Here is a 14,034-nt window from a genome sequence, read left to right as displayed (position 1 = left end):
GAGTTTTCGGCACCGCTAACGGTGATCAGAAAGTGATCTTGAGCAGGGCAAAGACGGTTAAGCTGGCCCCCAGGGTCAGGTAGACATTTTTAAATTTTAATGCCAGCAGCACGGCAATGCTTGCCGATATCAGGTAGGGATTTTGCGGCGATATAGCCAGCTGCCCGTCCCGGACAAAGATGATGGGCACCCAGATAGCGGTGAGTACCGCCGGTGCGCTGAAACTTAAAAAGTGCTCCATTTTCGGACCTAACTTGACCGGCAGTGAAGGGTGCAGAAACAGGTAACGGGTCAGGAAAGTGATGCCGGCCAGCAATAGGATGGTCAATAAAGTCATAGTTTATGCTCCCTGTTAATCAGTCTGCTTTTGTTTTGCTCTATTTTCCTGGAAGTGAAATAACCGGCGTACATGGCCAGGACCGAAGCCAGCACCAGATCCAGTTGCCAGTGCAGCAAATGAAACAGAACCGATAGGACTGCCGCGACGACCACAGTAACGGCTATCGGAATATTGATAATGTTGGGGATCACCAGGGCGATAAAAGTGGCGGCGATGGCAAAGTCTAAGCCTAAAGTGGTCAGGTCCGGTAAATAGCTGCCGGCGATAATGCCGATAATATTCCACAGGAGCCAGGAAAGATAAAAACTGCCGCCGGTAAATAAGGCATAGATTAATCTTAATTTTCCTCTCAGTGATTTACGCTCACCGGAAAAGGCAAATAACTCATCCGTTAATAAAAAACCTAAGCCCAGGCGCCAGCGCAGCGGTTGATGCTTTAATTTGTCCCTTAATGCCAGGCCATAAAGGAAATGGCGGGAGCTGATAATGAAGGTAGTGAATAAAATTGTCGCCAAAGGGGTATTATTGGCAATAAGTTCGGTGGCGACTAACTGGGCAGCGCCGGCGAACACCAGCATTGGCATTAATAACGCCTCCAGTACCGAGAAATCTCTCTGTATTGCCAGGGAGCCGCATAAAATGCCCCAGGGCAGTACCGCCAGGTTCAGGGGCAGCATATCCAGGCAGCCTTTTTTTGCCATGATCATGGCGGCTTGTTTTTTTGTAAGTGACATTAATATCTAACCAACTACTTCATTAAGGGAATTATTATGGCATTGGCAGCGGCCGCCGGCTTGTACAAAATTGTACTCTTTTTGAAGCTTACTTCCCGGAAGAAACTTCGCGGGCATAATAACCCGGGGTAAAACCCATGGCTCTTTTAAAATGCCGGTGGAAATGGCTCTGATCGTGAAAACCGACTTCGCTGGCAACCGCGGCAACTTTCATGCCCTGGCGCAGCAGAGCTTTGCCTTTTTTCAGCCTTTGCTGGATCTGGTAGGCATGGGGCGGCAGGCCAAACTTTTTCTGAAATTGCCTGACCAGGTAGAAGGGACTGTTACCGGCAAGTAACGCCAAAGTTTCCAGGCTGATATTCTCACTCAAGTGATCATGAATAAAGGCCTTCACCCGGTCCAGGCCCACATGATCCTGGCGATAATTCCTGAGATCTATCCGGCGCTTACCGTGTTTGATCATTAATTGGCTCATCACACCGTATACTAAGGTTTCCCTGAGCAGGCTGTTATCCGAGCTGGCCAGCAGGCTGAACATTTGCCGCATCTGGCCGGCAAGGTGGGGATCATTGACGACGGCATTGGGAAAATAAGGGGCAAAGTTAGGACCTAAGCCCAGGTCGGCCGCAAGTTTACTGAACTGGGATTCCAGCGGGGACATGCCGTGATAGGACCAGCCGGTGTCCGTGGCCGACTGGCCGTTATGGATCTCATCGGCGTTGACAAAAATGATGCTGTGCTCGGGGGCAAAATGTTCGCAACCGGAATAGTAAAATTTCTGTACTCCCTTATCGATCACATTGATGGTGTAACCTTCATGGCTGTGGCGGGAAAAATTCTTTCGGTAATAATGGGCATCCACCACTTCAAGGCCGCCGAGCTCACGGTGATAACTGAAGCGGGTCTGTTCTTTGGTTTTTTCCTGCATTGCTCTACCGCCTGACTCACTGGAATTTCAGTGTACCTTAAGTATCGGTGAAAAGTTTGTACAAAATTGCGCTTTATGTTCAGGAGGAAAAGTATTCTGCGATGACATGGACGTCAGGGAACAGCTTATATTTTATAAGGGATCACCTGATAACCCAGGGCTTCCAGTTCAGGTTTAAGCTTATGGGAATTTCCCACGACCACCATAATCATCTCTTTTAGGTTCAGGTGTTTTTTTGCCAGGGCATTAATATCGTCTGCGGTGATGGCGCTGACGATTTTTTCCCTTTGCCTGACAAAATCCGGGGTGAGATCATGTTCGAGTATTTGCGCCAGAAATGCTAACTTGGCCCCGGGCGTTTCATACTTGAGGGCATCTTTTTGATTGATGGCATTGCGCATAAAGGCCAGCTCATCTGCCGTGATGCCCTGCCTGGCATAGGTTTGAATTTCTTTGACCAGTTCAATAATGGATTTGTCGGTAACATCCCCCCGTACCTGGGCGCTGGCGGTAAAGCTGCCGGATAATTTGTCGCCGTGAAATCCGGAGCGGGCACCGTAGGTATATCCCTTATCTTCCCTTAAATTTAAATTGATGCGGCTGTTAAAGGCGCCTCCCAGCGGAAAGTTCATCAGGGTGGATTGATAATATTCTCCGGTGATATCCTGTTTCAGGGCGCGTTTGCCGATGCGGATCGCCGATTGCGGGGCATTGTCTTTATGTACCAGGTAGATAACGCCGGTTTTTGTTTCCGGGAGGGGTAGGCTTAATGCCAGCTCCGCTCCTTTTCCCTGCCAGTTTGCCAGGTATTGCAGGGAAGTGAGCAGTTGGGCTTTCGGCCGATCGGAAACAATGATCAGCTGCGCATTAAAAGGTTTAAGGTGCTCCTGGTAAAAGGCTTTAATATCTTGTAATGCCAGCGAACCCAGGCTTGCCTCATTGCCGCTTCTGCCGACGGCGGCGATATTGTCCCCGTATAACAATTGCCGATATGCGGTGCTGGCAAGATAGCCGGGATCTTTTTTATTGTTGATCACTTGCTCTATGGCATTATTTTTTACCCGGTTAAAGTCACTGGCCTTAAACGCCGGTTGCCTGATTTTTTCATCCACCAGGGCCAGGGTGGCGTCGAGGTTTTTTGTTAAGGTATTAATGTTGACCCGCAAGTAGTGATTGCCCGCCGAGATGGCTACTGAACTGCCTAATTTTTGCAGTGCCTTGCTCATGTCTTCCGCGCTACGCTTTAAGGTCGATTCATTTAACATACGCGCCAATATTGCCGCTGTGCCCGCTTTTTCTTTATGCTCAAAATAATGGCCGGCAGGAATTTTCAGCAACAAACTTGTGGTTGGTGTTTCTAAACTTTGGCTGCCGAGAATCTTCATGCCGTTTGCCAGGCTTTGTTGCCACATTTTTGGCAGAGGCACGGCTTTGTTGGCACCACTGACGGGGATCTTGCTGCGATCTAAGCTGTCCGATACTTGTCTTAGCTGCAAATCTGCGGCAGCAGTCTCGGAGGCCGGGGTTATGTTTCTTTTAACCGGGAGAAAATTATCGGCAGCGGCTATTGCCTCCGGCTTTCCTTGGGGCACTATGCTCATGATCACCGCATGCTTGTCTTTGATATATTGGCGGTAAACGCGCAAGACATCGGCTTTGCCGACCCCGGCATAACGGGCAATATCCCGGGTGATATAGTTGGCATCGCCGGTAAAGGTCTGGTTGGCGGCGAGCTGGCTGACCTTGCCGGCAACACTTTGCAGACCGAAAATGAAACCGGCTTCCATTTGTGCTTTGGCCTTGATCAAGTCGTCATCTTCTACCCCGCGTTGTTCGAATTCAAGCAGGGTATCGCGGATGATTTTTTCAATATCTGCCAGTGATTTGCCCGAGGCAGGATGCGGCAGCGCCAGTAAATTAAAGGTACAGGCGAGTTCGCTGCAGGGATGATTGACGGAGGCCTGTACCGCCAACTGGTTTTTGACCAGGTTTTTATAAAGCAAGGAGGTTTTGCCGCCGCCGAGGATAGTGGACAGTAAATCCAGCGGGGCTTCATCTTCATGGCGAACATATACCGTAGGGTAGGTCATATATAACAGCGGTAAATGAACATTGTCCTGCATCGAGATGTACCTGTCGCTGTCCAGGGTGACTTTGGGCTTTTCCGGCATTTTGACTTCGGGGCCGCTTGGGATAGCGGCAAAGTATTTGGCCACCAGTGCCAGGGTTTGCCCGGGATCGATATCTCCCCCTATGGTCAAGGTGGCATTGTTGGGGCCGTACCAGCGCAGGAAAAAAGCTTTGAGATCGTTAACATTGACCCGGTTGAGATCTTCCATATAACCTATAACCGGCCAGGAATAGGGATGCCCCGGCGGATACAGGGCCTGGGAAACCCTTTCATATAAACGGCCATAGGGGCGGTTATCTATTCTTTGTCCCCGTTCATTTTTAACCGTCTCCCTTTGTACTTCAAATTTCTCCCGGGTAACGGCATTAAGCAAAAAGCCCATGCGGTCGGCTTCGAGCCATAATATTTTTTCCAGCTGGTTGGCGGGTACGGTTTGAAAATAGTTGGTGCGATCTGAATTTGTGGTGCCGTTCATGGTGCCGCCGGCTTCGGTGACGATTTTAAAATGTTGTTCGTCACCGACATGCTCCGAGCCCTGGAACATCATGTGTTCAAAAAAGTGGGCAAAACCCGATTTTCCCGGCTCTTCCCTGGCAGAGCCGACATGATAGGTAACATCAACATGGACCAGGGGATCGGAATTATCCTGGTGCAGGATCAGGGTTAAGCCGTTGTCCAGTTGATACTTTTGATAGGGGATAAGGATTTTTCCCGGTTGCGCGCTAACGGCTTCGATAAAGTTAATGCCGGGAGGGAGTTGCGGCTTTTGATCTTGCCCGCCGGGCTGTGTAGTTTGTTCGCAAGCCGTGAGTAAGACAAAAAAGAGGATGAGTTGAAAGGGGAAAATCCATTTTTTCAAAGTCTTGCTCCCGAAAGCCAGTAAGATCTGAGTGTAGTTTATGATCCTGAACTCGGCTAGCGGTTCTGTTGCGCTTTAATGTTGAAAAATCAGCTTACTGAGCGGCGCTTAATTGTGTCTGCAACCAATGTTTTGCACTTTGTTCGTTCTCGAAGAATTGCAGGTTTTCTCCGGCCTTATGATAAATATCCCTGATATGTATTTTAGCGAACTTAACATCGTCACAGTCTTTGACCACTAAAGCGGTGCTTATCCGGCCATGCCGCTTATCGGTTTTGATGGCGTCTATCAGTAAGTGACTGGCATCGGGAGTATGAATGGGATCGCCGTGGGTCAGTACCAAGACTCCCCACTTTGTACCGTATAATTGTTGGTGTAAGGCGGAAAACTCCCGGCTAGCCTGTTCAAGGGCTTCTTTATTCCAGGGACCTGTACCATCAATAATAAAAATATTATTTTCTATACTGGCACTGAGCTTGCCATGAGGGATAAATTTCACAACTACAACCTGTTACATCATCTGGCATGGGTGGAGCTTACACTAGTTTATCGCGAAAACGGATAAGATTTTTTGATTAACATCACAATAAGGCGGCGATGGCCTTGTATAGGGTGGTGGCTTGTTCATGGCTGAGGTTATTGGCAACCTTACTTTTGCCTATGCTGGAACTGACCCGGATAAACTCTCTGGCAATTTGTTCAATTTGCCGGTTGGCGGCATCGAGCTGGTTTTCTTGTTGTAATTTTTCCCGGCCTAAACTGGATATTTCCAATACGTCTTCGGCAAAAACACCGAAGCTTTTTTCCGGGGTTTCTGTTGTTTTTACTTCTGTGGTACTGGCAACCGCAACACGTTGAATTTCAGTGCCTGCGGTCAAAGGGTTCGCTATCGACATATGTATACCTCAATGTTTAATTATAGACTAATTGAGGTAAAGCTGGCTGTTGGCATTGTTTGCCTGGAAATGGCTCGGGTGAGTCTTGACTGCAACCGTCAGCTAAAATAACCAAAAACCCTTTCCAGTCCCTGGTTAAGCTTTTCTTCATCCATGGCGGCAAAGCCGAGGCGGATATAACGGTTTTCATCATTTTTTGGCAATAAATGAAAGTGGCTTTCCCCGAGCAGGAATACGTCACGGGCTTTGGCGTAGGCTTCAATTTCAGCGGCACCTTGCTTGATATCCAGCCACAGGGCCATGCCCCCTGCCGGTTGATGAAAATCCAGTGCTATGCCTTGCTGGCGGTAGCGCTTTAATTGCTTTACCAGGTTATCCCGTCTTTGTTGATATTTTTTGCCGGTGCGCCTGAGGTGGCGCTCAAAAGCCCCGTCTTCCATCCAGCGACCAATGGCCGATTGCATCAGTACATTGGGTTTGTGGTTGACGATACTGCGGTAATTTAAAAAGTCTGCCGCCAGGGATTTATCGACGGCAATAAAACCGATGCGGGCGCCGGGAAACATGATTTTGGAAAAAGTCGACAGGTAGACCACTAAACCTAAAGGATCGTTGGCCGCCATCGGGGTTAGCGGCTGGCTCTGGTAATGGTATTCATGATCATAATCATCTTCTATGATGGCGACATTATATTGTGCCGCCAGGCGGTAAATGGCCAGGCGCTCGGTGATGGGCAAGGTGACCGTCGTTGGGTACTGGTGCAGGGGGGTCAGGTAGATCAATCGTACCTGATGCTGCTTAAACAAAGACTCCAGCTGCTTGATATCGATACCTGTCTTATGTTGCCTGATGGCAAGCAGCTCTGCTCCGGCGGTTTTAAAGGCGTTCCAGGCGGGGCGATAACCCAGGGATTCTACCGCAACCTTGTCGCCGGGTTTAAGCAATAACCGGGAGATCAGGTACAGGGCTTCCTGGGAGCCATTGACGGCGATAATTTCTTTGTCTGTGATACCGCGTACCCTTCTCAGGTAGGTGGTGACCTGTTCAATAAAGAGGTCGTCGCCGTTATTGTTGCCGTAACCTAAGCCGAAGATATCGGGTCGGGTCAGGCTATCGCCCATATAGGATTTAAATTCCTGAAAGGGAAAGTTTTCGATATCGGGTAAACCGCCGGCAAAGTTATAGTGAAAGTCCAGTGCTTTCATGCTGCCCGTGGGCACTTGCGGGGTGTTGTTGATATGCCAGTGAAAAGTCTTGTTTGCTACATCCCCGGCGCCGGCAACTTTTCGGCTGCCCTGTACCGGTAAATCTGCCGCTACCCGATAACCTTGTCTTTGCCTTGAGCTTACCCAGCCTTGGGCAATCAACTCCTGATAGGCGGCCATGATGGTGTGGCGATTGGTTTTGAGCTGCTCAGCCAGCTTTCTTGCCGACGGCAGGCCTTCACTGGCCCGTATTTGTCCTGAGGTGATGGTTTCACGGATTGCGGCGGCAATACGTAAAAAAGCGGGTTTAATTTCCGGGTTCAGGGTGAGCACTAAGTCTTTCATTATTTATCTTCTGGTATAGCAAGAATTATCAAACTGGTTATTTATTTTATACCAGCTTCCGGGGCAAGATAAAACCACTTTACAACAAGCAGGAAGTAAAAATGACATCAGCCCAAGCAAGTTTAGCCCCTTTATCTTTTGAACCGGCCCCCGTGTGTTTACAAGGGGAAGACGTAACCCTAAGGCCGTTATCGTTAGAAGATGTTGAAGGTTTTTATCAGGCGGGTAAAGATCCGATATTGTGGCAATGGGTGCTGCCCAACCAGTGTCTGTCGGTGGATACGACCCGCAGCTGGATAGAGTATTCGCTGCAGCAGCAAACCCTGGGCAATCATGTGCCTTTTGTGATTATTGATAATCGCAGCTCCCTTATTATCGGCTCTACCCGGTATTGTTCTATCCGCCGGGAAGACCGCAATGTGGAGATAGGCTTTACCTTTATTAACCCTGAATTTCAGCGCTCTTATGTCAATACCCAGGCGAAATATTTATTGTTGCGTCATGCCTTTGAGCAGTTGGGAGCGATCCGGGTTGAGCTGAGAACCCATGAAAAAAACCACCAGTCCCGCACTGCTATTGCCAGGATCGGCGCCAAATTTGAAGGCATATTACGTAATAACCGGATTTTATCCGACGGCTCTTACCGTAACAGCGCCATGTTCAGTGTGATTGAGGCGGAATGGCCGGCATGTAAAGCGGCTTTGGAAGAAAAAATGGCGAGAAGTTACGATGAATAACAATGGCCTGAATGAAACTTTGGCGGATAGGGGTAACTTGCTAAAACCCCATCAGTTGGTCCTGATGCAAAACAATGCCTTCGCCCGTTTGATTGTACCGCCGCAAACGGGGGAGTTGCCGGTGATCACTCAGCTGCCTTTACTGCTGGATGAGCAGCAGCAATGCCTTTATGGCCACCTGGCAAGAAACAACCCGGCAACGGCGGCTATCAGCCGACAAAGCCAGGTATTGGCGCTTTTTGACGGCGGCCACCAATATATTTCTCCCCGGTGGCACCAGGAGCAAAAAGTACCGACCTGGAATTATGCCAGCTTAGAGCTTGTCTGCACCCCGGTGATGCTTACGGATGTGGAGGACAAGCTTCATCTGGTGAATGAGATGAGCCGCTTTTTTGATCCCGACTGGTCGATGGCAGAGATAATGGCGCCGGAATTTGCCAAGCAGTTGCAACAGATGTTAAATGCTATTTGTGTGTTCCGGCTGAATATTTGTGCAACCGGGGGGCGGTTTAAACTGGGGCAAAGAAAATCCAGCGATTATCACAGCACCATTGCCGGTTTTATGCAAAAACAAGGCAATGAACAACTGGCGTTGTGGCAAGCACAGCCGCCGCAGGAATATTAAGCCTTTGAAGCACCTTGTTGTTAATTGCTGACTTTTACCAGGCGTACCGCGTCCGCGCTCGCCTGGCCATTGCTGCTGGAAACTTCTATGGCATATGGGTCGCCGGCGTTGAAAGGAAATTCTCCCAGTAAATTCCATTGCCCTCCCAACTGGCTGTCATGTTGGTTCACCTCCACTGTGGTACTGCCTCCCTGATAAGAGACGGTATAGGGGACATTTTCAGCGCGGTTACTATGGTAGGTCCACCAGGCATAAACCCGGTAGTTGCCGCTTGAAGTTATTTGCGGATACCAGCTAAAGACGCCGGAACTGTTGCTGTATACCGAATTGCCCTGCCAGGGCTGGGGGCCGCTGGATGTTGTCCAGCTGCCGGTTTGGCCGGTATTGGTGTCCAGGTTGTCGATAATCATTTCCGCCGGGGCCTGTTCCAAGACGGTTAGCCCAAGGGAGAGCTGATCTGTTCCGGTTTGCTGGTCGCTGACAAAGATGTCGAAATTCCAGCTGCCGGCCTGGGTCGGGATGCCGGATATTAAACCGCTGTTATTCAGGGTTAAACCATCGGGCAAGGTGCCGGCCACTCCCCAGCTGTAAGGGGGGTAACCGCCGCTGGCCGTTAATTGCACCTGATAGCTTTCATTGACGGTGGCATCATTCAGGCTCTGGTTGTCTATGGTCAGGGGGGCGGGTTCAGAAATGGTAATGCTTAATGCTGCCGACACCTGGGCCGCCAGCTGGTCGGTGACGGTCAGGGTGAAGTTGAAGGTACCGCCCAGTTGCGGGATGCCGGAAATAAAGCCGCTATCGTCAAAGGTCAGGCCGTTTGGCAGTACGCCGGTGATGCTCCATACATACGGAGGCTGGCCTCCCGCGGCGGTTAAACTGGCCTGGTACTCTTGTCCGGGATTGCCTTCGGGGAAAAGCAAACTGGTGATGGCCAGCTCAGTATTGGCTACCGGCACCAGTTTTACGGCGTCGGCACAGGCCTGGCCATTTTCACTCGATACCTGGATATAGTTATCGTTGCCGGGGGAGAAATCAAATTCACCCAACAGATACCATTGTCCTGCCAGGGCGCTGTTATTTTGCGCTGTGGTGATCACCGTCACACCGTTATCATGGCTGACGCTGTAAGGTACGGTGGCGGAACGGTTGCTATGATAAGTCCACCAGGCATAGACCATATAACTGTTTGCCTGTGTGATATCCGGTGTCCAGCGGTAGCTGGAGCCGGCGTTGTTGTACAGGGAGCCTGTGCCCCAGGGATTGGCGCCGCTGGAATTGAGCCAGTTGCCGGTAAAGCTGGTGCCGCTATCGCCGTTGTCGATAATGATTTCTGTGGCTGCCTGGGCTTCATTGACTGTTATGCTCAGGGGAAGCTGGCTTTGCTGGCCGATATTGTCGGTGACAATAATGTCAAAATTCCATAAACCTGTGAGTAAGGGCACACCCGAAATCTGGCCGTTATCGCTTAATATCAAGTCCGGAGGCAGGTCGCCGTTATGGCTCCAGCTATAGGGAGGTAGGCCGCCGCTACCGGACAAGAGTGCGTTATATTGCTGGCCCGTCAGGGCATCGGGTAATTGAGTTGTGGTGATCTCCAGCAAAGGCGCAGGCATTATCTCCAGGGTAAAGTCCGCCTGACTGCTATTGGCCTGCTGATCCAGCACCTGGATTGTCAGGGGCCAGCTTCCCGATTCTAACGGGAGCCCGGTCAGGACTCCAGAACTTTCCAGGGTTAAGCCGGACGGCAAGGCACTGGTGCTGTTCCAGCTATAGGGAGCATTGCCGCCGCTGGCAGAGAAAGCGGCATGATAATCACTGCCCACCTGGCCGGTCGGCAGGGTAAAAGGGGTAATGGTCAAAGTTTGCGGGGCGGCATTGGTGACGAGTTTAATGGCATCGGCATTGGCCTGGCCGTTGCTGCTGTCTACCGAAATGCTGTAGCTGCTGCCGGCGCTGAAATCAAAACTGCCCAGCAATACCCACTGGGAAGCCAGCGCCTGATTTCTCTGGTTGACCTCTACGCTGGTGCTGCCGCCGTCGTGGGCTATGGTATAGGGAACATTGGTTGAGCGGGTGGAATAATAAGTCCACCAGGCGTATACCTGGTAACTGCCGCCGGTAGTGATATCTGCCAACCAGGAAAAACTGCTGTTACTGTTGCTGTACAATGAATTGCTGCCCCAGGGATTTTGGCCGCCGGATACCAGCCAGGTACCTGAACTGGCGGTATTGCTGTCGTTATTATCTATGATGATTTCTATCGCTTGATTCGCCTGGCTGATCACCAGGTCAAAGCTTTTACTGATGCTGGAGACTTGATCGCTGACCTGAACCTGAAAACTGAAATTACCGCTTGTTTCGGGTATGCCCGAGATCAATCCTTGCTGGCTCAGGTTGAGTCCGCCAGGTAAGGGATCCAGTGCACTCCAGCTATATGGCGGCAGGCCCCCGGTTGCCGTCAGACTTAGTTGGTAATCTTCTCCTGTTATCGCATCCGGCAGTAATTGGGTACTGATGGCTAATGGCGGTGGATCGATCAGCTCCAGGCGCAGGGCATCAAGCACAAGCGGAGATAAGCTGGCACTCAGATCTATGTTGTGGCTGTTGCCGGCAGTAAAGGAATAGTTGCCGATAGGAAACCAGTTGCCGCCCCCGCTACTTTGATCCAGCTCCACCGTGGAGAGTCCCAGGGCATGGTTGATATGGAAACTGGCCTGGTTAGCCCCGGGTTTTGCCTGCCACCAGGCAGAAAGCCGGTAGACTCCGGAGACGGGAATTTTCGGGGTAAAACGATAGCTGCTGTCAGTACCGGTTGAGTTTCGTTGCGAGCCGCCGTAAGCCAAAGTGGCAAGTTCGCCGGAAAACGTACCCGAGAGCGGGGCGCCGTGATAATCATCATCCAGTATCAGGTCTACCGGCGGTAAATTACTTGCCTGTAAGGCGTTGACGGCATCGGTGAGGTTAATTCTGGGCTTGATAAAACCCGAGCCGGGCAAGGTGATGTCGACGCCGGTTGAGGTCAGGGCCGCCAGGCGCTGTTCCATGGTGGATGTCGGCTGGGCCTGTGCCAGCAGGGCGAAGGCCCCCGCGACATGAGGCGCCGCCATCGAAGTACCGCTCTTGTTTTGGTAGCCGCCGGGCACAGAAGAAATGATGCCCGAACCCGGAGCGACTAACGGCAGCCAGGAAGCGGCATTGCTGAAACCGGATAAGTTGTCGCTGTCGGTGCTTGAGCCTGTGCTGATGGCGCTGGAGATACATCCCGGGCTGTTCAGTGCGGTGTTGTTGCCGTCGTTGCCGGCACTGATCACTGTGGCAATACCGGCGGTGCGCAATAAATCAATAATGTTTTTGGTGCTGGTGTTGACGGCATCACAGGTGAACATACGGTTATAGCTGCCGCCCCCCAGGCTCAGGTTAGCCGCAGCTATGGTAAAGTTGTTTCGCTGGGAATAGACATATTCCAGGCCGGCGATAATATCACTGGTGTAGGCAAGAATGCAGGGGGTGGTGCTGGCCGAGCCGCACATGCCTGAGTCGTCAAAGCGCGAGAAAACCTGGACCGCAATCAAATTGGCGTCTTTCGCGACCCCGTTACCGGGAGCACCGTTGCCGCTGCTGTTGCCGGCGGCGATACCGGCAACATGGGTACCGTGATCACAACTACTGAGGGAGCAGGGGGCTGCCGATCCCGGGGCATAAATATCAGTAAAGGGGCATACCGAGGTGGCGGAATGTGGGGCATAAGTGGAAGAAAAGCAGGCTTGTGCCACTACCTTGCCGGATAAAAATTCATGATCGGCATCCACGCCGGTATCAAGAATCGCCAGGGTTTGGTTATTGCCGGTAATATCTGCGTTATGCAGGGTATTCGCGCCAATTAGAGGCAAAGATGAACTCAGCAAGGGGCTGAGTAAACGGTCCTCTTCCACCGAAAGGATCTGCGGATGTGACAATAGCTCTTTGAAGCCGGAGGCGTCTACTTCCATGACCACCAGCGGCAGTACTTTGGTTTTAGCAAGATAGCGGCTGTTTGGACTTTTCAGGGAGCGGGCAAATTTTTGCTGTTGTGCATCCAGGCTGAGTTTCTGTTTGACGCTACTGCCATTACTTTGCTGTTTTAACCGGGCGATCACCCTGATGCGCTTGCTATCTATGAGCTTTTTTTTCAGCCTGCGCTCTTCTAGCGCAGATATCAGCAGCGGCTGTTGGTTTTGTTGAGCGGACGTTATATCTGTTTGCTGTTGCGGTTGTAGCGAAGGGGAGAAAAGCAGCAGGCACAGGCCTGACAGTAAGCAAAGGAGGAAAAGTGAAAATGACCATAACCTGTGTAAGTTACGCATTTTGATGTCCGGCTGTTAATGAATAATTATTGGTGCTGGCACTCGTCCTAAGTAGAAAGCTTACGGTTAATTATAGTTGATGATTATTGATAAGCCCGGAAGCGGGGCCAGGATTATGCTATTTGATAGGTAAAACCTATCAATATCATAAACACTATCGATTATCTTTGTTTTTCTCCTGCCCGTATGATGAACCCAGATTTCAGAACAGCTGCTTCTAGACAACAGAACTAGCACAAGACAATTTTTAGCTTTACTTTTTAACTTAACGGAGAGAGCACATGACGCAATCAATTATCAACACTAAACTTCTTCCTTTCAAAGCCACGGCTTTTCAAAACGGTGACTTCATCGATGTCAGCGAAGCAGATCTGTTAGGCAAGTGGTCTGTGGTATTTTTCTACCCGGCGGACTTTACTTTCGTTTGTCCGACCGAGTTAGGCGATATGGCGGATCATTACGAGCAGCTTAAAACCATGGGTGTTGAAGTTTACTCGGTTTCTACTGATACCCATTTCACCCACAAGGCCTGGCATGATACGTCCGATACTATCGGTAAAATCCAGTTCCCTATGATTGGCGATCCGACCGGCACTATCTCACGTAACTTTAACGTGATGATTGAAGAAGAAGGGCTGGCACTGCGCGGTACTTTCGTGATTAACCCAGAAGGTGAAATCAAGGTTGCGGAAATTAACGATTTAGGCATCGGCCGTTCTGCCAAAGAGCTGGTTCGTAAAATCCAGGCGGCACAATATGTGGCCGAGCATGACGGTGAAGTTTGTCCGGCGGCCTGGCAGCCGGGTGAAGAAACCCTGGCTCCTTCATTAGACTTAGTTGGTAAAATCTAAGGCCAGTCCCGATTAAACATGCCCCAATCGGGGCATG

11 protein-coding genes are annotated in these 14,034 nt (G+C 50.6%); 3 read left to right on the top strand and 8 right to left on the bottom strand.

Features of this window, described 5'->3' with window-relative positions:
- Positions 1-25 precede the first annotated feature (25 nt).
- From QL234_RS24310 to QL234_RS24280, 7 genes are all read right to left on the bottom strand, one after another.
- Positions 26-337, bottom strand: coding sequence for an AzlD domain-containing protein (locus tag QL234_RS24310; protein WP_281560351.1), 312 nt, complete (start codon positions 335-337; stop codon positions 26-28).
- A complete protein-coding gene (locus QL234_RS24305; RefSeq protein ID WP_281560350.1) occupies positions 334-1,074 on the bottom strand; it encodes an AzlC family ABC transporter permease in 741 nt (246 codons plus the stop codon). Before QL234_RS24305 ends, QL234_RS24310 begins: the two co-directional genes overlap by 4 nt.
- A gap of 88 nt (positions 1,075-1,162) precedes the next feature.
- The gene (locus tag QL234_RS24300) at positions 1,163-2,002 is read right to left on the bottom strand and encodes an AraC family transcriptional regulator (RefSeq protein WP_281560349.1); all 840 of its coding nucleotides are present in this window, start codon (positions 2,000-2,002) and stop codon (positions 1,163-1,165) included.
- A gap of 125 nt (positions 2,003-2,127) precedes the next feature.
- Positions 2,128-4,992, bottom strand: coding sequence for a pitrilysin family protein (locus QL234_RS24295; protein ID WP_281560348.1), 2,865 nt, complete (start codon positions 4,990-4,992; stop codon positions 2,128-2,130).
- A 94-nt stretch (positions 4,993-5,086) separates the two neighbouring features.
- Entirely contained in the window at positions 5,087-5,491 is a 405-nt protein-coding gene (locus tag QL234_RS24290; protein ID WP_281560347.1) for a hypothetical protein, read from the bottom strand.
- Positions 5,492-5,573: 82 nt separating this feature from the next.
- Positions 5,574-5,888: a hypothetical protein gene (locus QL234_RS24285; protein ID WP_281560346.1), complete on the bottom strand. Its 315-nt coding sequence runs from the start codon at positions 5,886-5,888 to the stop codon at positions 5,574-5,576.
- Between the two features lie 98 nt (positions 5,889-5,986).
- Positions 5,987-7,438: a PLP-dependent aminotransferase family protein gene (locus QL234_RS24280; protein WP_281560345.1), complete on the bottom strand. Its 1,452-nt coding sequence runs from the start codon at positions 7,436-7,438 to the stop codon at positions 5,987-5,989.
- 101 nt (positions 7,439-7,539) lie between these two features.
- Here QL234_RS24280 and QL234_RS24275 point away from each other — a divergent pair, with 101 nt between their 5' ends.
- Together QL234_RS24275 and QL234_RS24270 are read left to right on the top strand one after the other, a co-directional pair.
- Positions 7,540-8,175, top strand: a complete 636-nt coding sequence (locus QL234_RS24275; RefSeq protein ID WP_281560344.1) for a GNAT family N-acetyltransferase — start codon at positions 7,540-7,542, stop codon at positions 8,173-8,175.
- Positions 8,168-8,800, top strand: a complete 633-nt coding sequence (locus QL234_RS24270) for an FMN-binding negative transcriptional regulator (protein WP_281560343.1) — start codon at positions 8,168-8,170, stop codon at positions 8,798-8,800. Before QL234_RS24275 ends, QL234_RS24270 begins: the two co-directional genes overlap by 8 nt.
- 20 nt (positions 8,801-8,820) lie before the next feature.
- Here the strand turns inward: QL234_RS24270 and QL234_RS24265 are convergent, their stop codons facing one another.
- Positions 8,821-13,146 (bottom strand): putative Ig domain-containing protein, encoded by a 4,326-nt coding sequence (locus QL234_RS24265; RefSeq protein ID WP_281560342.1) that lies wholly within the window; start codon positions 13,144-13,146, stop codon positions 8,821-8,823.
- A gap of 281 nt (positions 13,147-13,427) precedes the next feature.
- On the opposite strand from QL234_RS24265, the gene ahpC reads away from it, so the two are divergent.
- Positions 13,428-13,997: an alkyl hydroperoxide reductase subunit C gene (ahpC, locus tag QL234_RS24260; RefSeq protein ID WP_281560341.1), complete on the top strand. Its 570-nt coding sequence runs from the start codon at positions 13,428-13,430 to the stop codon at positions 13,995-13,997.
- Positions 13,998-14,034 lie beyond the last annotated feature (37 nt).

It is taken from the genome of Thalassomonas sp. RHCl1 (assembly GCF_947387555.1).
Taxonomy (GTDB): Bacteria; Pseudomonadota; Gammaproteobacteria; order Enterobacterales; family Alteromonadaceae; genus Thalassomonas.
The sequence above is the reverse complement of the archived record's forward strand: the minus strand, read 5'-3'. Positions and strand labels throughout refer to the sequence as shown.